This is a genomic window from Microbacterium sp. (genome assembly GCF_049650565.1).
GTDB lineage: Bacteria > Actinomycetota > Actinomycetes > Actinomycetales > Microbacteriaceae > Microbacterium.
Genome location: NZ_JBASAK010000064.1, coordinates 1 through 18579, shown reverse-complemented (window position 1 = coordinate 18579; position 18579 = coordinate 1). Strand labels below are relative to the sequence as shown.

17 protein-coding genes are annotated in these 18579 nt (G+C 69.5%); 12 read left to right on the top strand and 5 right to left on the bottom strand.

The annotated features are described in order from the left end of the window. Positions 1-664 (bottom strand): phytoene desaturase family protein (locus tag WA967_RS11235; protein WP_424422480.1); only part of this gene is annotated, 664 nt, incomplete at its 3' end. Positions 665-731: 67 nt separating this feature from the next. Between WA967_RS11235 and WA967_RS11230 the strand changes: the two genes are divergently transcribed. After that, on the top strand, positions 732-1232 hold the full coding sequence (locus WA967_RS11230) for a hypothetical protein (protein WP_424422477.1): 501 nt from the start codon (positions 732-734) through the stop codon (positions 1230-1232). A 21-nt stretch (positions 1233-1253) separates the two neighbouring features. On the opposite strand, the gene WA967_RS11225 is transcribed toward WA967_RS11230, so the two are convergent. Then, positions 1254-1913 (bottom strand): TetR/AcrR family transcriptional regulator, encoded by a 660-nt coding sequence (locus WA967_RS11225; RefSeq protein ID WP_424422474.1) that lies wholly within the window; start codon positions 1911-1913, stop codon positions 1254-1256. Positions 1914-2045: 132 nt separating this feature from the next. Between WA967_RS11225 and sucC the strand changes: the two genes are divergently transcribed. After that, positions 2046-3212, top strand: coding sequence for an ADP-forming succinate--CoA ligase subunit beta (gene sucC, locus WA967_RS11220; protein WP_424422471.1), 1167 nt, complete (start codon positions 2046-2048; stop codon positions 3210-3212). Between the two features lie 28 nt (positions 3213-3240). Then, entirely contained in the window at positions 3241-4143 is a 903-nt protein-coding gene (sucD, locus tag WA967_RS11215; RefSeq protein ID WP_424422468.1) for a succinate--CoA ligase subunit alpha, read from the top strand. Between the two features lie 120 nt (positions 4144-4263). Here the strand turns inward: sucD and WA967_RS11210 are convergent, their stop codons facing one another. Beyond that, positions 4264-5712, bottom strand: a complete 1449-nt coding sequence (locus tag WA967_RS11210) for an NCS2 family permease (RefSeq protein ID WP_424422466.1) — start codon at positions 5710-5712, stop codon at positions 4264-4266. Positions 5713-5791: 79 nt separating this feature from the next. On the opposite strand from WA967_RS11210, the gene WA967_RS11205 reads away from it, so the two are divergent. From WA967_RS11205 to purH, 3 genes are read left to right on the top strand one after another with little or no spacing between them, the layout of a single operon-like run. Beyond that, positions 5792-7072 carry a DUF6350 family protein gene (locus WA967_RS11205; protein WP_424422463.1) on the top strand — a complete coding sequence of 427 codons (1281 nt, stop codon included), beginning with the start codon at positions 5792-5794 and terminating at the stop codon, positions 7070-7072. A gap of 4 nt (positions 7073-7076) precedes the next feature. Next, on the top strand, positions 7077-7652 hold the full coding sequence (purN, locus tag WA967_RS11200) for a phosphoribosylglycinamide formyltransferase (protein WP_424422460.1): 576 nt from the start codon (positions 7077-7079) through the stop codon (positions 7650-7652). A gap of 36 nt (positions 7653-7688) precedes the next feature. Further along, complete coding sequence (gene purH, locus WA967_RS11195; protein ID WP_424422458.1) at positions 7689-9296, top strand: bifunctional phosphoribosylaminoimidazolecarboxamide formyltransferase/IMP cyclohydrolase; 1608 nt, start codon at positions 7689-7691, stop codon at positions 9294-9296. A gap of 28 nt (positions 9297-9324) precedes the next feature. Here the strand turns inward: purH and WA967_RS11190 are convergent, their stop codons facing one another. Next, the gene (locus WA967_RS11190; protein WP_417554484.1) at positions 9325-9756 is read right to left on the bottom strand and encodes an Lrp/AsnC family transcriptional regulator; all 432 of its coding nucleotides are present in this window, start codon (positions 9754-9756) and stop codon (positions 9325-9327) included. Positions 9757-9880: 124 nt separating this feature from the next. On the opposite strand from WA967_RS11190, the gene WA967_RS11185 reads away from it, so the two are divergent. The 4 genes from WA967_RS11185 (at position 9881) to WA967_RS11170 (ending at position 13931) form a co-directional block, all read left to right on the top strand. After that, on the top strand, positions 9881-10918 hold the full coding sequence (locus WA967_RS11185) for an ornithine cyclodeaminase (RefSeq protein WP_424422455.1): 1038 nt from the start codon (positions 9881-9883) through the stop codon (positions 10916-10918). Next, positions 10915-11832, top strand: coding sequence for a citrulline utilization hydrolase CtlX (ctlX, locus tag WA967_RS11180; protein WP_424422452.1), 918 nt, complete (start codon positions 10915-10917; stop codon positions 11830-11832). Before WA967_RS11185 ends, ctlX begins: the two co-directional genes overlap by 4 nt. Positions 11833-11919: 87 nt before the next feature. Continuing rightward, a complete protein-coding gene (locus WA967_RS11175; RefSeq protein WP_424422450.1) occupies positions 11920-13434 on the top strand; it encodes a DNA-3-methyladenine glycosylase 2 family protein in 1515 nt (504 codons plus the stop codon). Next, complete coding sequence (locus WA967_RS11170; RefSeq protein ID WP_424422447.1) at positions 13431-13931, top strand: methylated-DNA--[protein]-cysteine S-methyltransferase; 501 nt, start codon at positions 13431-13433, stop codon at positions 13929-13931. The genes WA967_RS11175 and WA967_RS11170 overlap by 4 nt, the downstream gene beginning before the upstream one ends. Here WA967_RS11170 and WA967_RS11165 read toward each other — a convergent pair whose 3' ends face one another. Continuing rightward, complete coding sequence (locus WA967_RS11165) at positions 13932-14372, bottom strand: hypothetical protein (protein WP_424422444.1); 441 nt, start codon at positions 14370-14372, stop codon at positions 13932-13934. It lies immediately after the preceding gene. A 266-nt stretch (positions 14373-14638) separates the two neighbouring features. Between WA967_RS11165 and WA967_RS11160 the strand changes: the two genes are divergently transcribed. Both WA967_RS11160 and WA967_RS11155 read left to right on the top strand, forming a co-directional pair. Next, a complete protein-coding gene (locus WA967_RS11160; RefSeq protein ID WP_424422442.1) occupies positions 14639-16582 on the top strand; it encodes an ABC transporter ATP-binding protein in 1944 nt (647 codons plus the stop codon). Next, a complete protein-coding gene (locus WA967_RS11155) occupies positions 16579-18387 on the top strand; it encodes an ABC transporter ATP-binding protein (protein WP_424422439.1) in 1809 nt (602 codons plus the stop codon). Before WA967_RS11160 ends, WA967_RS11155 begins: the two co-directional genes overlap by 4 nt. Positions 18388-18579 lie beyond the last annotated feature (192 nt).

Below are 18579 nucleotides of genomic sequence, written 5' to 3'. Positions count from 1 at the left end.
GCGCATCGGCGAGGCGCTGCGCGCCGCCGCGCGGATAGGCCCATCCGGACGCGTGCGCGTGCGCGGCCAGCATGAGTCCCGCCGCGGACGCGGCCAGCGAGGGGAGCGGGGCGTTGGCATGCGCCATCACGCCGGCCATCAGCGCTGCGCCGGCCTCGGTGCGCAGCGTGCCTCGGGCCAGGGGCGTGCCCTGCTCCAGCATCCGGATGCCGAACCGTGCCGCCGTGATCGGATCGCGGGGGAGACGCAGCAGCGCGTGACCGGTGAAGTCGCTGACACCGCCGATGCGGCGGGCCAGCGGGCGCACGTGCGCGCACCACGCCGCGCCATCCGCACCCAGCCCGGCGGCGGTGCGGTCGATGTCGCGCCAGGCGATGGCCGCGCGCCCGCCGTCCAGCGGATGCGCGTACGAGATCTCCGGGGTGATCCAGTCCACGCGATCGGTGATCCCGAACGCACGGAAGAACGGGGAGGACAGCACGACCGGATGCACGGCCGAGCAGACGTCGAAGACGAAGCCGGGGAGTGGTCCCGGCAGTGTGCGCACGCCGCCCCCGATCGTGGAAGCCGCCTCCAGCACCTCTACCTGGTAGCCGGCGCGAGCCAGCGCCACCGCTGCGGCGAGCCCGTTGGGGCCGCTGCCGATCACCGTCGCCCGCACCATGCTCCCCAGTGTTCCACGGGCCGGCTCACGGCGATCACCTGGCTCTCCGAGTGAGAGGATTGAAGCGATGAACGAACTACAGGGGCCGACCCCCACAGGAACCTCCCGCCTCTACCGATCCCTCGCCGAAGCATTGCGGGCGCACCGCATCCCGATCGAGAATCACGAGTTCATCGGAGCCGTCACGGATGCCGTCGGAAGCAGCAGCTTCATCGACCGCGGTCGCTACATCGAGGCGCTGCGCAAGGACGGCGCGCCGTTGCACATCGGCCGTACCTACATCAACGGCTTCACCGAGGACGAGCAGGTGCTCGTGGGCGGCAGGGCGCTCCCGCTCCTGGCCAGCGAGGGCCGTGCGCCATACTTCTACGTGACGCAGCCGGGTGCGCTGCCCGCGATGCGTTCGAAGCGTCCCGCTTCGCGGGCATCCGGCGCCCGAGCGGCCGCGAAGCCGGCATCCGCTCCTCGTGCGTCCAAGACGACCCCGGTCGCGGAGCGCGACTACGGCGTCTGCGAGAAGTGCTTCATGGTGCGCAACGCGGCCGGCAAGTGCGGCTGCGACGACTGAACAGCCTGGGGCCGGGAGGGGTCAGCTGAGCTCGGCCTGCACGCGGCGGGAGATCTCCGCGATCGGCATCGAACGCGGGAACACGGCCACCACGACGTCGTCGGGTGCAGCATCCGACCCTCCCGGCAGCACGCCGTAACGACGGCGCACGTCGTCCAGCGCGGTGCGCAGCGTGGACACCGGCACCTTCCGCCCGCGCAGCAGCTGCCGCAGCACGTGGTTGTGCACGGCCGTGACCAGGGCGGAGAAGCCGACCGCGTCGATGGGCGCGATGCCGGGAAGCGCGTCGCGCAGGTACTGGTCGAACAGCCGCTCGTAGCGGAACACCGTCACGATCTCGCGATCGCGCAGCACCGGCACCTCGCGCACGATCTCGTACCTGCGCCTGGCCAGCTCCGGGTCGCGGACGAAGTACTCGAAGACGCGCTCGGATGCCTCGCACACGGCCTCCCAGGGGTCGTCGTGCGGCTGATCGAGGAACGCCCGCAGATCGTCCAGCATCTGCTCGTGATCGGTGAAGACCACATCCTCCTTGCCGCCGTACTGGCGGAAGAACGTGGAGCGCGAGACGCCGGCGGCCTTCGCGATCTGCTCGACCGACGTCGCGTCGAAGCCCTGCGAGGCGAACAGTTCGAGCGCGGCGGCGACCACGCCGGTGTGGGGCTGAGACGCATGCTGCATAGGGTGAAGCCTAGTCGCGGCCGTTCGGGCCGACCCTCCGGCGGTAGTAGGCTTTGGGATCGGATCGAATCATGATCGACACCCGACAGCATTGTCGCGTCCCATCCGCCGCAACCAGCGAAGGACTGCACTGTGGATCTCTATGAGTACCAGGCACGAGACCTTTTCGAGAAGTACGAAGTGCCGGTTCTCGCCGGCATCGTCGCCGACACCCCCGAGGAGGTGAAGGCAGCGGCCGAGAAGCTCGGCGGCGTCGTCGTCGTCAAGGCTCAGGTCAAGACCGGCGGCCGCGGCAAGGCCGGTGGCGTGAAGGTCGCCAAGAACCCCGACGAGGCGTACGAGGCGGCGAAGGCCATCCTCGGCCTCGACATCAAGGGCCACGTCGTCAAGCGCGTCATGGTCGCCGCGGGAGCCCGCATCGCCAAGGAGTTCTACTTCTCGGTGCTGCTGGACCGCGCGAACCGCTCCTACCTGTCGCTGTGCAGCGTCGAGGGCGGCATGGAGATCGAGCAGCTCGCCGTCGAGAAGCCCGAGGCTCTCGCCCGCGTGGCCGTCGACCCGATCGTCGGCATCAACAAGACCAAGGCGATCGAGATCGCCAAGGCCGCGAACTTCCCCGACGAGCTCGTCTCGAAGGTCGCCGACGTGTTCGTCAAGCTGTACGACGTGTACAAGGGCGAGGACGCGACGCTGGTCGAGGTCAACCCGCTGGTCCTCACCGAGGAGGGCGACGTGATCGCCCTCGACGGAAAGGTGTCGCTGGACGACAACGGCTCCGAGGTGCGTCACCCCGACCACGAGGCTCTCGAGGACAAGGCCGCGGCCGACCCGCTTGAGGCCAAGGCCAAGGCATCCGGTCTGAACTACGTCAAGCTCGACGGCCAGGTCGGCATCATCGGCAACGGCGCGGGACTGGTCATGTCCACCCTCGACGTCGTCGCCTACGCCGGCGAGAAGCACGGCGGCGTCAAGCCCGCCAACTTCCTCGACATCGGCGGTGGGGCGAACGCGCAGGTCATGGCGAACGGCCTGGACGTCATCCTCGGCGACCCGCAGGTCAAGAGCGTCTTCGTCAACGTCTTCGGCGGCATCACCTCGTGCGTGGCCGTCGCGGAGGGCATCATCAAGGCCCTGGAGATCCTCGGCGACGCGGCCACCAAGCCGCTGGTCGTCCGTCTGGACGGCAACCAGGTCGAAGAGGGTCGTGCGATCCTCGCCGCCGCGAACCACCCGCTGGTCACCTCGGCGGCGGGCATGGACGAGGGCGCCGACAAGGCCGCCGAGCTGGCGAACGCCTGAGCCGACTGAGACTTAAGGAACGAGAGAAATGTCGATCTACCTCAACAAGGACTCCAAGGTCATCGTCCAGGGCATCACCGGCGGTCAGGGCTCCAAGCACACCGCGCTCATGCTCAAGGCCGGCACCAACATCGTCGGCGGCGTGAACGCCCGCAAGGCCGGCACCGTCGTCACGCACGAGAAGCCCGGCGAGGGCGAGGTCGACCTCCCCGTGTTCGGGACGGTCGCCGAGGCCATGCAGAAGTCGGGTGCCGACGTGTCGGTGGCCTTCGTGCCGCCTGCATTCGCCAAGGACGCCATGATCGAGGCCATCGACGCCGAGATCCCGCTGCTGGTCGTCATCACCGAGGGCATCCCGGTGGGCGACTCCGCCGAGGCCTGGGCGTACGCCAAGTCCAAGGGCAACAAGACCCGCATCATCGGCCCGAACTGCCCCGGCATCATCACCCCCGGTGAGGCGCTGGCCGGCATCACGCCCGCCAACATCACCGGTACGGGCCCCATCGGCCTGGTCTCCAAGTCGGGCACCCTGACCTACCAGATGATGTTCGAGCTGAAGGACATCGGATTCTCGACCGCGATCGGCATCGGCGGAGACCCGGTCATCGGCACTACGCACATCGACGCGCTCGCCGCGTTCGAGGCCGACCCCGAGACCAAGGCCATCGTCATGATCGGCGAGATCGGCGGCGACGCCGAGGAGCGCGCGGCCGACTACATCAAGGCGCACGTCACCAAGCCGGTCGTCGGCTACGTCGCCGGCTTCACCGCTCCCGAGGGCAAGACCATGGGCCACGCCGGCGCCATCGTCTCCGGCTCGGCGGGCACCGCTGCGGCGAAGAAGGAGGCCCTCGAGGCCGCCGGAGTCAAGGTCGGCAAGACACCGTCCGAGGCCGCCGAGCTGATGCGCGCGATCATCCAGGGTCTCTGATCTGAGATAGGCTGTAACACGAAGGCCCCGGGCTCCACCCCGGGGCCTTCGTCTTGCTCCGGACTCCGGATACGGCGAAAGGGGCCGGATGCTCGGCATCCGACCCCTTCGTGGGAGGACTCAGTGCGCCAGCAGCATCTCGATGGGTCCGCGGGCGAAGAAGATCACGAACCCGATCGTCACGATCCACAGCAGCGGGCTGATCTCGCGGGCCTTGCCGGAGAACGCGCGGGCCACCACCCAGCCGATGAAGCCCGCGCCGATGCCGTTGGCGATCGAATACGTCATGGGCATCACCGCGACGGTGAGGAAGACGCCGAACAGGGCCGAGAAGTCGGTCAGGTCGATGAACCGGATCTGGCTCATCATCAGCGCGCCCACGATCACCAGAGCGGCCGCCGCGACCTCGGTCGGGACGATCGAGACCAACGGCGTGAAGAACATCGCGATCAGGAACAGCGCACCCGTCACCAGGTTCGCGAAGCCCGTGCGCGCACCCTCGCCGATGCCGGCGCCCGACTCGATGAACACGGTGTTGGACGACCCCGAGGTCGCGCCGCCCACGACGGCGCCGACGCCCTCGATGATCAGGGAGGACTTCAGTCGCGGGAAGTTGCCCTTCTCATCGGCCAGGTCGGCCTCCTTGGCCAGGCCCGTCATGGTGCCCATGGCGTCGAAGAAGTTCGTGAACACCAGCGTGAACACCAGCATGAGGGCCGCCACGGCGCCCACGCGGCCGAAGGCACCGACCAGGTCGACGTGACCCACCAGCGACAGGTCGGGCAGGCTCACGAGCTCCTTCGGCAGGGTCGGGACGGACAGGCCCCAACCGCCGGGGTTCTTGTCGCCCTTCGCGCCGACGTGCCAGATGGCCTCGACGATCACGGCCAGCACGGTGCCGGAGACCAGGCCGATGAGGATGCCGCCCTTGACCTTGCGCGCGACCAGCACGCCGGTCAGCAGCAGGGTGAAGACGAAGATCAGGGTGGGGATCGTGGCGACGGAGCCGCCCACTCCCAGTGCCACCGGCGGGGAGGCCGCCGCGGTGACGAATCCGGCGTTGACGAAGCCGATGAAGGCGATGAACAGGCCGATGCCGACGGTGATGGCGATCTTCAGCTGCAGCGGCACGGCGTCGAAGATCATCCGCCGCAGGCCCGTGGCGCTGAGCACGACGATGATGAGGCCGTTGATGACCACCAGGCCCATGGCCTCGGGCCAGGTGACCTCGCCGACGACTGAGAACGCCAGGAACGCGTTGATGCCCAGGCCGGCGGCGAAGCCGAACGGCAGCTTGGCGATCAGGCCGAACAGGATGGTCATGATCGCGGCGGTGAGCCCCGTGACGGCGCTCAGCTGCAGGAAGCCGAGCTTGTCGCCCACGACGTCGGGCGTGGACGAGAGGATGATCGGGTTGAGGATGACGATGTACGCCATCGTCACGAACGTGACCACGCCACCGCGGATCTCCGCGCCGAAGCTGGACCCCCGTTTCGTGATCTCGAAGAATCTGTCGACCGCGTTGCGTGGCTCGACGTCGGTATCAGGGTGCACAGGGGCAGTTGTCATCGGGACCTCCGCAGGAGAATCTATCGTGTCGCGTGGCCCGGCGGGGAGTGTCGGATGCTCGTCGTAGGCTCGATGGGTCATGCAACGTGTCACCGTGCTGCTCCTCGCCGCCCTGGATGCCGTCATCGCGGCCGCCGTGGGGCTCGTCGCCGTGCTCGCGCCGTTCACGCTCCTGTGGGTCCTCGCCTTCGGTCTGAGCGCCGACTGGGGCGCGCTGTGGCCGGTCAGCGGAGCGCTGTGGCAGTTCGGTCACGGCGTGCCGCTGCAGGTCGTCCTGCCGGATGCCGTGCTGTCGGGGCTCGGCATCGCGAAGGAGGCGGCGACGTTCGCGATCTCCGTCCCTCCGCTGGCCATCCTGCTGTTCACGCTGCTGTTCGGCATGCGCTCGGGCCGGCGCGCCGCCGTCGCAGGCGCCTGGGTCAGCGGCGTGATGTCCGGCACTGCCGTGTTCTCCGCCATCAGCGTGCTGGTGGCGCTGACCGCGCGCTCAGGCCTGCTGCGCGCCCCGCTGTGGGCGGCCATGCTCATCCCGGCATCCGTGTACGTCGCGGGCCTGCTCATCGGCGCGGTCAAGCGCGCATGGTCCGACGGCGACGGCGGGATCGTCGATCGCGTGCACGATGTCGTCGACGGATGGGGCGACTGGTCGCCGGTGCCGGCCGAGTCGCTGCGCGGCGCGACCGTCGTCGTCATCGCCCTGCTGGGAGCATCCGCCGTCGGCTTCGCGGTGATGACGATGCTGCGCGGGGGAGAGGTCATCGCGCTGTTCGAGGCCGCCCGTGTCGACGTGCTGGGCGCGAGCATGCTCACGCTCGCCCACCTGGTCTACCTGCCGACGCTGCTGGTGTGGGCCGCGAGCTGGCTCGCGGGCCCCGGGTTCGCGCTGGGTGCCGGCACCGCGGTGTCTCCCGCGGGCACCGAGCTGGGCCCGGTTCCCGGCATCCCGGTGCTGGGACTGGTGCCCGCCAACTCGTCGATGTGGATGCTGGTGGCCGTGCTGGTGCCCATCGCCTGCGGCGCGCTGGCCGGTTGGATGGTGCGGTCGAGACTGGTGTGGGAGCGCATCGGCACGGGAATCGGGCCGCGTGCGGCGATCGCCGCGGGCATCGCCGCCGCCTCGGCAGGCGTCGCAGCGCTGGCCGCCGTGCTGGCCTCCGGCTCCATCGGGCCAGGAAGACTTGCGGATGCCGGGCCTGCGGCCGGCCCGTTCGCGCTGGCCATCGGCATCGAGGTGCTCATCGGCGCCGGCATCCTGCTGCTGGCACCTCGGCATCCCGACGAGCTCGCCGAGGAGCGGCTGGACCGCTGGCGCGAGCAGACGGCGGACGGCGTAACGGACATGACTGCCCCGGTAGACTGACCGAGTGCTGACGCTCGTCGTTCTCATCTCCGGTGCTGGCTCGAATCTCCGAGCCCTGCTCGAGGCGACGAGCCACCCCGATTTCCCCGCGCACGTGGTCGCGGTGGGCGCCGACCGCGACGCCGACGGCCTCGCGGTCGCCTCGGAGTTCGGCATCCCGGCATTCACCGTGCCCTACGCGGCGTACGACAGCCGCGAGGAGTGGGGCGCGGCGCTGGCCGAGCAGCTGGATGCCTGGCAGCCCGACCTCATCGTGCTCAGCGGCCTGATGCGCCTGCTGCCGGCGGCCGTGGTCGCGCGCTACGCGCCGAACATCATCAACACCCACCCCGCCTACCTGCCGGAGTTCCCCGGGGCTCACGGCGTGCGCGACGCACTGGCCGCGGGCGCCTCGCAGACCGGCGCCAGCGTGATCGTCATCGACGACGGTGTCGACAGCGGCCCGATCCTCGCCCAGGAGCGCATCGCCGTGCTCGAAGGCGACACCGAGGCGAGCCTGCACGAGCGCATCAAGCCCGTCGAACGGCGCCTGCTCATCGACGTCGTGCGGCGGATCGCCACGCGCGACCTCGTTCTCTGACCCACAACACCAACGCACGTCCGAAGGAGCATCACCATGGCCGGCCCCCGCCTCGATCCCTCGCTGTACCGCCACCGCGACCTGGTGCCGATCCGGCGCGCGCTGGTCTCGGTGAGCGACAAGAGCGGCCTCGTCGAGCTGGCCTCGGCGCTGGTCGCCGCCGGCGTCGAGATCGTCTCCACCGGCTCCACCGCGCAGACCATCCGCAACGCGGGTCACCCGGTCACCGACGTCGCCGCGGTCACCGGCGTCGCCGAGATGCTCGACGGGCGCGTGAAGACACTCCATCCGAAGATCCACGGCGGTCTGCTGGCGGACCTTCGCCTGCAGGACCATGAGCAGCAGCTGAGAGACCTCGGCATCGAGCCGTTCGAGCTCGTCGTCGCCAACCTGTACCCGTTCGTCGCGACCGTGGAGTCGGGTGCTTCGCTGGATGAGATCGTCGAGCAGATCGACATCGGCGGCCCCTCGATGGTGCGCGCCGCGGCGAAGAACTATGCCAACGTCGCCATCGTCGTCTCGCCGGAGTCGTACCCGGCGATCATCGCGGCGGTGCAGACGGGCGGGACCGACCTCGCGCAGCGCCGCGAACTGGCGACCCGCGCTTTCGCGCACACCGCCACCTATGACACGGCCGTCGCGCAGTGGTTCTCCGAGGGGACCCTCAGCGACGGCGTCGACCTGCCCGCGCACCTGACCGTGAAGGCCGAGCGCCTGAAGAAGCTGCGCTACGGCGAGAACTCGCACCAGCGCGCCGCGATCTACACCCGCACCGGCGGGCACGGCATCGCCCAGGCCACGCAGCTGCAGGGCAAGGAGATGTCCTACAACAACTATGTCGACGCGGATGCCGCGCTGCGCGCCGCGTACGACATGGTGCTGCCCTCGGTGGCCATCGTCAAGCACGCCAACCCGTGCGGCATCGCCACCACGGCGCCGAACGCTCTCGACCCTATCGCCAGCGCGCACCTGCGCGCCCACGAGTGCGACCCGGTGTCGGCGTACGGCGGAGTCATCGCCGCCAACGGCACCGTCACACTGAAGATGGCGGAGAACCTGAAGGACATCTTCACCGAGGTCATCGTCGCGCCCGATTTCGAGCCGGCTGCGCTGGAGGTCTTCAAGCACAAGAAGAACCTGCGGCTGCTGAAGCTGCCCGAGGACTGGCGCCAGGAGCGCATGGACATCCGCCTGGTCTCCGGCGGCCTGCTGCTGCAGGATGCCGACCGCTTCCCCGACGACATCGTCTCGGTTGCGAAGAACTGGGAGCTGGTCTCGGGCGAGCGCCCGGACGACGTGGCCATGGAGAACCTGATCTTCTCCTGGAAGGCGTGCCGTGCGGTCAAGTCCAACGCCATCGTGCTGGCCAAGGACAACGCGACCGTGGGCGTGGGCATGGGGCAGGTCAACCGCGTCGACTCCTGCCGCCTCGCAGTGGAGCGCGCGGGGGAGCGTGCGAAGGGCTCCGTCGCGGCATCCGACGCGTTCTTCCCCTTCGCCGATGGCCCGCAGGTGCTGCTGGACGCCGGCGTGACGGCCATCGTGCAGCCCGGCGGCTCGGTCCGCGACGGCGAGGTCGTCGATGCGGCCCGCAAGGCCGGCGTCACGATGTTCTTCACCGGGGAGCGCCACTTCTTCCACTGAGCGCACGTTCTCGGCGAAGCGCGGAGGGTCAGGCCGTCGCGGAGCTGAGCAGGATACTGGTCTCGGAATCGCGGATGCCGTCGATGCCGCGGATCGTGCCGAGCGTCTCGTCGAACGAGGCCAGGCTGTCGCAGCTGATCTCGGCGACCAGATCCCAGCGGCCGTTGGTGGTGTGCAGGGCGGCGATCTGCGGCACGCCGCGCAGACTGCGGATCACGTCGCGGGTGTTGCGCCCTTCCACGGCGATGAGCATGATGGCCCGCACGACCGAACTCGCGGAGGGGTCGCGCACGCGCACCGAGAACCCCACGATCACGCCGCTGTCCACGAGGCGCTTGAGGTGGCTGTCGACCGTGGCCCTGGTCACGCCCAGCCGCCGGGCGAGGTTGACGACGGACTCCCTGCCGTTGGCGCGCAGCAGCGACAGCAGGCGGCGGTCGAGGTCGTCGAGAGTGCTCATGTCACAGAATGTATTCGATGGGTGCTCAAATTGTCTAGAGGATGCCGCAAATGATCCAGCTTGTTGATTGAAAGTGTCATCGGACCCTCGTAGATTGGAGGCAGTACGAGTGAAGGGATGGGCCATGGTCCGTTTTGTCGATGTTCCGAACATGCGCCGCTGGCTGGTCGACACCGGGATCGAGAACGCGATCGAGGGGATCGCGGACACCCTGGTGGAGGACTTCAAGCGCTGGGAGCTGTTCGACAAGACGCCCCGCGTGGCCAGCCACTCGGAGGTCGGCGTCATCGAGCTGATGCCGGCCAGCGACGGCGTGCAGTACGGCTTCAAGTTCGTCAACGGCCACCCGAGCAACCCGGCTCGCGGCCTGCAGACCGTCACCGCGTTCGGCGTGCTGGCCGACGTGCAGAGCGGCTACCCGACGCTGTGGTCCGAGATGACCATCCTCACCGCCCTGCGCACCGCCGCGACCTCCGCGATGGTGGCCCGCGTGCTGGCTCCCGAGGGCGCCACCACCATGGCCATGATCGGCACCGGCACCCAGTCCGAGTTCCAGGCCCTCGGCTTCCGCAGGCTGCTGGGCGTCCACAGCCTGCGCATCTGGGACACCGACCCGCACGCCATGGACACCTTCGAGCGCAACATGCGCCCGCTGGGCTTCGACATCGTGCGCGCCACCAGCGCCGCCGAGGCCGTCGAGGGCGCGCAGATCATCACCACCTGCACGGCCGACAAGGTCAACGCCACGATTCTCACCGATGACATGGTGAAGCCCGGCGTGCACCTGAACGCGATCGGCGGCGACTGCCCGGGCAAGACCGAGCTCGACGCCCGCATCCTGCATCGCGGCGACATCTTCGTCGAGTACCCCGAGCAGACCCGCATCGAGGGCGAGATCCAGCAGCTGGATGCCGACCACCCGGTCACCGAGATGTGGCGCGTGCTGCGCGGCGAGGCCGCGGGCCGCACCTCCGCCGAGCAGATCACGATCTTCGACTCCGTGGGCTTCGCCATCGAGGACTTCTCCGCGCTGCGCTACCTGGATGCGGCCCTCGACGGTACCGACTACTTCACCGAGGTCGACATCATCGCCGAGCCCACCGACCCCAAGGACCTGTTCTCGCTCGTCGCCGCGGGCGCGTCAGTCCCCACCCTCGCGTGAGGGCGGCGTCGGCGCAGGCGCCGAACGCCGTGGTGCTGATCCGTCCGCACCACTTCACACCCAACCCGCAGACCGCGGCAGACAACACGTTCCAGCGCACGACCGACGAGGACGTGTCGCGTGCCGCATACGACGCGTGCACGCGCGTGGCCGAGGTGCTGCAGCGCGAAGGCGTGCGGGTGCACATGTTCGAGGATGAGGGCTACGCCCACCCCGACAGCGTGTTCCCGAACAACTGGTTCTCCACGCATGCCGGCGGCCGCATCGCCGTCTACCCGATGTACGCCGAGAACCGCCGCGGTGAGCGCCGCGCCGACATCCTCGAGATGCTGAAGTCCGAATACCGCGTGCAGGAGGTCATCGACTACTCCGGCCTGGAGCCCGATGGGCTGTTCCTGGAGGGCACCGGAGCCATGGTGCTGGACCATGTCTCGCGCATCGCGTACGCCGTGCGCTCGCATCGGTGCGACCCCGTGCTCGTGGAGCGCTTCTGCACGGTCTTCGGCTACGAGCCGGTGGTGTTCGACGCCACCGACCCCGACGGCGTGCCGATCTATCACACCAACGTCATGATGTGCATCGGCACGGACGTGGCGCTGATCGGGCTGGATGGCATCGTCGGCGACGCCCGCCGCGCCGAGGTGGCCACCCGCATCCGCGACACCGGGCGCACGATCATCTCGCTCACGCCGGATCAGGTCGCGCATTTCGCCGGCAACGCGCTGGAGCTGCGCGACCACGCCGGCGAGCGGATCATGGTGATGTCCGAGACTGCGCACGCCAGCCTGACAGCCGAGCAGCTGGACACCCTCGCGCAGACCGTCCGCGTGCTGCCGATCGACGTGGCGCCCATCGAGCTGGCCGGCGGATCCGTGCGCTGCATGCTCGCCGGCATCCATCTCGATCCGCGCTGACAGGGCGCCGATCGGCAATCGGGCACGGCGCGCAGTCGTGTCCGATTTCCGCTAAGCGGGATGCCGCAGGCGTGACAGCATGGAGGCATGAGCTTCCCGACGATGACCTTCGACGAGCGGTACCGCGCCATCAGCGCGCGGGATGCCCGCTTCGACGGACAGTTCGTGATGGCCGTGCACTCCACCGGCATCTACTGCCGCCCCAGCTGCCCGGCTCGCACGCCGAAGTACACCGGCGTGTCGTTCTACCCGACCAGCGCCGCCGCCCACGAGGCCGGGTATCGAGCCTGCAAGCGCTGCCTGCCCGAAGCGGCACCCGGCTCGCCGGAGTGGAACCTGCGCGGCGATGTCGCAGCCCGCGCCATGCGCCTGATCGCCGCCGGCGTCGTCGAGCAGGAGGGCGTGCCGGGTCTCGCACGCCGGCTCGGCTACTCGTCGCGCCACCTGACCCGGATGCTGACAGCCGAGCTCGGCGCCGGCCCGCTGGCCCTGGCCAGGGCGCATCGGGCGCACGCCGCGCGGATGCTGCTGGTCGGCACCGATATGCCTGTCTCCGATGTCGCCTTCTCGGCAGGCTTCGCCAGCATCCGGCAGTGCAACGACACCATCCGCGAGGTGTTCCAGCTCACGCCGGGGCAGCTGCGGGCCACGCGGCGCCCTTCGACAGGCTCAGGGACCCATGAAAAGGAGACGCAGGAGGCGCAGGGCGCCATCGATCTGCTGCTGCCGTATCGCGCGCCGATGGACGCCGCCGGCGTGTTCGCCTGGATGGCCGCCCGCGCCGTGCCCGGCATGGAGGAGGCGACGGAGGCGTCCTATGCCCGGCACCTGCAGCTGCCCGGCGGGCCCGCGCACCTGCATGTGCGGCAGGATGGCGACGGCCGGCTGCGACTGCGCGCGCGCGTCGCGCGGCTCGGCGACCTCGCCCGGCTGATGTCCACCGCGCGCAGGCTGTTCGACCTCGACGCCGACCCGGTCGGCATCGACGCCGCACTCTCCGCGCACTCCGAGCTCGCGCCGTCGGTGGCGCGCATCCCCGGCATCCGCGTGCCCGGTGCGACTGACCCGCACGAGATGCTGATCCGCGCCATGGTCGGCCAGCAGATCACCGTCGCTGCCGCGCGCACGGCGCTGACCGCGCTCACCGAGGCGCTGGGGGAGCGCACCGCCGACGGCGGCCTCCTGTTCCCCACGATGGCCGCCATCGCCGAGCACGGCGCCGAGGTGCTGCGCGGCCCGGGCGCCCGCATCCGCGCCATCACGGGCGCCGCCGCGGCGCTCGCCGAGGAGTCGCTGATCCTCACCGTCGGCGACGACGCCGGCCAGCAGCGCGCCGCGCTGCTGGCCATGCCCGGCATCGGACCGTGGACGGCCGACTACGTGCGCATGCGCGTGATCGGCGATCCCGACGTCTTCCTGCCGGGCGACGTCGCGATGCGAGCCGGGGCTGCGGCATCCGGTCTTCCCGGCGAGGCGAAGCCGCTGGCCGCCTGGGCCGAGCGCACCGCGCCCTGGCGCAGCTACCTCGCCGCCCATCTCTGGCGCGCGGCTCCGGTCCGCGCGCCCCGCACCCGCCGATCCGCTGCGAAGGAGTCCGCATGAACGCCATCATCCAGACCATCGAGACGCCTGACGGCGCGCTCACGATCCTCGCCGACGACCGCCAGCGCGTGCTGTCGTCGGGGTGGACCGACGACGTCGAGGCCATCCTCGGCCGCCTGACCCCGGCACTGCTCCCGGAGAACGTCACCGAGGGCAGGACGGACGCCGCGGATGCCGCCCTCGCGTACTACGACGGCGACCTGACGGCCATCGACACGGTCGCCGTGCACCAGCGCGGCACGGCCATGCAGAACGCCGGCTGGGCGGCCCTGCGCATGATCGCGCCGGGACGGCCGCTGACGTACACCGAGTTCGCCATCCGGCTGGGCAGCCCACGAGCCGTCCGCGCTGCGGCATCCATCTGCGCGAAGAACGCCCCGGCGCTGTTCGTGCCGTGCCACCGCGTGCTGCGCTCGGACGGCACGCTCGGCGGCTTCGCCTGGGGCCTGCCGGTCAAGCGCAGCCTGCTCGATCGCGAGGCGGCGCTGGCGGCTTGATCAGGCCGCGGGCGTCTCGGCGTCGATGTCGGTGAGGCGGGCGACCGCCACATGGATGAGCTTGCGGAAGTCCAGCGTCTCGTCCTTCAGCGCCGTGTTGTCGACGACGTACGCCAGCGACACGGGGAAGTCCTTCATGCCGACATGCGGGAGCTCACCCGCGTTGCGGGCGGCGAACGCGATGCCGAACACCCGCAGGAAGACCGAGCCGTCGTCGCCGATGCTGATCAGCCGCGGGTCGGCGGCGTCGGGGTCCACGCCCAGTTTCTCCAGAGCGGTGAGCGACGTCTCGTAGATGAGGGCCTGCTCGAGCACGGCGAAGAAGTAGTCCGGATGTTCGGGAACGCGCAGCTGACGCAGCAGCTGCGCCTCGACCGGAAGCTGAGACGCCAGGTCGCCAGGACCCACGTCGATGCGGTCGATGCGCAGTCGCGAACTCATTCCTCCAGCCTACGCATCCCGATCCGACTCTTGCCGCCATGCAGGTCCGGGCATATGCTGAGAGGCTGTCGCGCTGATCGGCCGACGAAGCCGAGCCCGAGGAGGACACCATGGCCACGACGACCGTCACGACCTTCATCACCACAGGCTCGCGCGCAGTTCGCCTGCGCGATTAGAGCACGCCGGGCGGCGCGTCCGCCCCGTCGCATCGGATGCCCGGCATCCGGCCTTCACTTCGTCACTGGATCGCCCCGCAACTGAGAGTCATGTCTGTCACCTCCTCCTCGTCGTCCCTGTCCACCTTTGCCGCGCTGTGGCGGCTGAAGCCGTTCGTCAAGCCCATCGCCTGGCGCCTCGTCGGCGGCGCGCTCAGCGCGCTGGCCGCCGCCGTGATCGCCCTGATGGTGCCGATCGTGCTCGAGCAGATCATCAGCGGCCCCATCGCGAGCGGTGACGTGCTGGCCATCGTCGCCGGCGCGGGCATCGTGCTGCTGCTCGGTCTCGGCGAGGCGGCCATGGTGTGGTTGCGCCGCTGGTTCGTGCTCACTCCGGCCACCGAGGTCGAGTTCGAGATGCGCGCAGGGCTGTACTCGCGCCTGCAGCACCTGCCGGTCGCGTTCCACGACCGTTGGCAGTCCGGCCAGCTGCTGAGCCGCATGATGCAGGACATCAGCCTGATCCGCCGCTGGATCGCTTTCGGCCTGATCCTCCTGGTGGTCAACATCCTCACCATCGGCATCGGCGGCGTGCTGCTGTTCCGCTGGCACTGGATGCTGGGCGCCATCTTCATCCTCACCGGCATCCCGATGTGGATCCAGGGGTTCCTGTTCGAGAAGCGCTACGGCGTGCTGGCCCGACGCAGCCAGGACCAGGCCGGCGACCTGGCCACCAGCGTCGAGGAGAGCGTGCACGGCATCCGCGTGCTGAAGGCGTTCGGCCGGGGCAAGCACGCGCTGCGCCGCTTCAGCTCGCAGGCCGAGACGCTGCGTCAGACCGAGCTCAGCAAGGCCAGGGCCGTCGGCGAGATCTGGTTCTGGCTCGACCTGATGCCGCAGATCGCGTTCGGCACCAGCCTGCTCACCGGCATCTGGCTCATCTCGATCGGCCAGATCAACGTGGCCGAGCTGTTCGCATTCTTCGCGATGGCCACCGTGCTGCGCTGGCCCATCGAGTCGATCGGCTTCCTGTTCTCGTTCCTGCTGGATGCCCGCACGGCGACCGACCGGGTGTTCGACATCTACCGCGAGATCAACACCATCGCCGACCCGGAGAAGCCCGTGCACCTGACCGAGCCGCGAGGAGAGCTGGCGTTCGAGGGCGCGCACTTCCGCTATCAGGACGCCGGTGAGGCCGAGCGCGATCTGCTGGACGGCATCGACCTGGTGCTCGAACCCGGCGAGACCATGGCGCTGGTGGGCCTGACCGGATCCGGCAAGACCACGCTGACCACGCTGCCCGCCCGCTTGTACGACGTCACCGGGGGCCGGGTCACGCTGGACGGGGTCGACATCCGCGACTTCGAGCTCTCCGAGCTGCGACGGCACATCGCCATGGCGTTCGAGGACGCCACGCTGTTCTCGGCATCCGTGCGCGAGAACGTGCTGCTGGGACGTGCCGACCTCGATCTGCACAGCCCCGAGGCCGACCGCGTGCTGCGCGAGGCGCTGGACGTCGCGCAGGCGGGCTTCGCCGACGATCTGCCCGAGGGGCTCGAGACCATCATCGGCGAGGAGGGTCTGAGTCTCTCCGGCGGTCAGCGGCAGCGCCTGGCGCTGGCCCGGGCGGTGGCCGCGGCGCCGAAGGTGCTGGTGCTGGACGACCCTCTGTCGGCGCTGGACGTCGACACCGAGGCCCTCGTCGAAGAGGCGCTGCGGCACGTGCTGGCCGAGACCACCGCGCTGATCGTGGCGCACCGCCCCTCGACCGTGGCACTCGCAGATCGCGTGGCGCTGCTGGAGAAGGGCAGGGTCACCGCCGTCGGCAAGCACTCCGACCTGCTGCGCACCAGCGCGCATTACCGCCACGTGATCTCGAGCCTGGAGGCCGAGCGCGCGGAGCACGCGGCGAGAACGGGGGCGATACCCGTGATACCGGATGCTGCCGTCACCGACGCTTCGACAGGCTCAGCGACCCAGGAATCTCAGCAGTCTCGGGAGCGGGTGCCTGAGCTTGTCGAAGGGTCGGACCAGGATGAGGAGGTGCAGGCATGAGCGTGGTGGGAACCCAGGACGAGGACCGCTCCGACTACACCAAGGAGGAGAGCCGGTTCATCCGGCGTCGTTCACTGCGCCTGCTCGGCTCGCTGATCACACCGCTGCACCTGCCGATCGGGATGGCGGCTCTGGTGCTCGTGGTCTCCACCGCCCTGCAGGTGGCGGGCCCCATCCTGATCGGCATCGCGCTGGACGACGCCCTGCCGACGCTGCTGAAGACGGCGGACTGGATGCCCGCCATCCTCGTCACTGCCGTCTACCTGCTGGCCGGGATCATCGGGTCCGTGCTGATCGGCCTCTACGTGGTGCTGGCCGCCCGCATCACCCAGGCGGTCCTGCTGGATCTGCGCAAGCGCATCTTCCTGCATACGCAGCGTCTGAGCCTGGAGTTCCATGAGTCGTACACGTCGGGGCGCATCATCTCGCGGCAGACCAGCGACCTGGACTCCATCCGGGAACTGCTGGATGGCGGCCTGAACAACCTCGTCTCCGGTGCGCTGTTCGGCATCTTCACCTTCATCGCACTGGTCGTCGCCGACTGGCAGTCCGGCATCATCCTGCTGCTGGCGGGCTTCCCGCTGTGGCTGCTGATGCGCTGGTTCTACCGCCGTTCCCAGCTGCTGTACCGCGAGTCCCGCGTGATCAGTGCCAAGGTGATCGTGCAGTTCGTGGAGACGATGACCGGCATCCGCGCCGTCAAGTCGTTCCGGAAGGAGCCGCGCAACGACGTCTCCTTCCGTCAGGTGGCGGGCGACTACCGCGACATCAACCGCCGCTCGATGAACCTGTTCGGCACTTTCGACCCGGGACTGATGGGCGTCTCGGCCATCACGACCGCACTGGTGGTGCTGTGGGGCGGCATTCGTGTGGCCGATGGCGCGCTGGGCGTCGGCGTGCTGCTGGCGACTGTGCTGTATGTGCGCAACTTCTTCGCTCCCATGCAGGACATCGCCGGGTTCCTGAACTCCTACCAGTCCGCCACGGCGGCGCTGGAGAAGGTGTCTGGCGTGCTGGAGGAGGTGCCGACTGTTCCCGACCCGGAGAAGCCGATCGATCTGTGGACCTCGCGCGGCGCCGTCCGCTTCGACGACGTGACCTTCGGCTACAACGGCGAGAAGACGATCCTGCCGAGCTTCGACCTGGACATCCCGGCCGGGCAGACCATCGCGCTGGTGGGCACGACCGGCGCCGGCAAGTCGACGCTGGCGAAGCTCGTGTCGCGGTTCTACGACCCGACCGAGGGCGCCGTCACGCTGGACGGGGTCGACCTGCGGATGCTGCATCCGAAGGATCTGCGCCGCGCCATCGTCATGGTCACGCAGGAGGCGTACCTGTTCAGCGGCACGGTCGCCGACAACATCGCTCTCGGCAAGCCGGATGCCACGCTGGAGGAGATCCGCGCGGCTGCGCGTGCCGTGGGCGCCGACGGGTTCATCTCGTCGCTGCCGGACGGCTACGACACCGACGTGAACAAGCGGGGCGGACGCGTGTCGGCGGGGCAGCGCCAGTTGATCTCGTTCGCGCGGGCGTTCCTCGCCGACCCCGCAGTGCTGATCCTCGACGAGGCCACGGCGTCTCTGGACATCCCGTCGGAGCGGCTCATCCAGGATGCGCTGCAGACGCTGCTGGCCGATCGCACGGCCATCATCATCGCGCACCGCCTGTCGACGGTCGCGATCGCCGACCGGGTGCTGGTGATGGAGCATGGCCGGATCATCGAGGACGGCGCGCCCGCGGAGCTCATCGCGGGCACCGGCAAGTTCGCGCAGCTGCACGCCGCCTGGCAGGAGACCCTGGTCTGATCCCCCCGCCCGTCCATCGGGCGCAAAAGGCGCAGAATCCGGCCTGCGAAGGGCGCTTCGCGCCATATGGACGGGCTGTTAGGTTGAGAGGGTGAACGGCAGGCGGCTGGGGTACGACGCAGCGCGGCTCGAGCTGCGCCAGGCGCAGAAGGAAGCGCGGGATGCCGCGGTCGCGGCACGGGTGGCCCGCGC

Excerpts from the sequence above, each read along its gene's own strand:
- WA967_RS11230 (WP_424422477.1), top strand. The coding sequence starts at position 732 with ATGAACGAACTACAGGGGCCGACCCCCACAGGAACCTCCCGCCTCTAC.
- WA967_RS11225 (WP_424422474.1), bottom strand. The coding sequence starts at position 1,913 with ATGCAGCATGCGTCTCAGCCCCACACCGGCGTGGTCGCCGCCGCGCTC.
- sucD (WP_424422468.1), top strand. The coding sequence starts at position 3,241 with ATGTCGATCTACCTCAACAAGGACTCCAAGGTCATCGTCCAGGGCATC.
- WA967_RS11210 (WP_424422466.1), bottom strand. The coding sequence starts at position 5,712 with ATGACAACTGCCCCTGTGCACCCTGATACCGACGTCGAGCCACGCAAC.
- WA967_RS11205 (WP_424422463.1), top strand. The coding sequence starts at position 5,792 with ATGCAACGTGTCACCGTGCTGCTCCTCGCCGCCCTGGATGCCGTCATC.
- purH (WP_424422458.1), top strand. The coding sequence starts at position 7,689 with ATGGCCGGCCCCCGCCTCGATCCCTCGCTGTACCGCCACCGCGACCTG.
- WA967_RS11190 (WP_417554484.1), bottom strand. The coding sequence starts at position 9,756 with ATGAGCACTCTCGACGACCTCGACCGCCGCCTGCTGTCGCTGCTGCGC.
- WA967_RS11185 (WP_424422455.1), top strand. The coding sequence starts at position 9,881 with ATGGTCCGTTTTGTCGATGTTCCGAACATGCGCCGCTGGCTGGTCGAC.
- WA967_RS11175 (WP_424422450.1), top strand. The coding sequence starts at position 11,920 with ATGAGCTTCCCGACGATGACCTTCGACGAGCGGTACCGCGCCATCAGC.
- WA967_RS11170 (WP_424422447.1), top strand. The coding sequence starts at position 13,431 with ATGAACGCCATCATCCAGACCATCGAGACGCCTGACGGCGCGCTCACG.
- WA967_RS11165 (WP_424422444.1), bottom strand. The coding sequence starts at position 14,372 with ATGAGTTCGCGACTGCGCATCGACCGCATCGACGTGGGTCCTGGCGAC.
- WA967_RS11160 (WP_424422442.1), top strand. The coding sequence starts at position 14,639 with ATGTCTGTCACCTCCTCCTCGTCGTCCCTGTCCACCTTTGCCGCGCTG.
- WA967_RS11155 (WP_424422439.1), top strand. The coding sequence starts at position 16,579 with ATGAGCGTGGTGGGAACCCAGGACGAGGACCGCTCCGACTACACCAAG.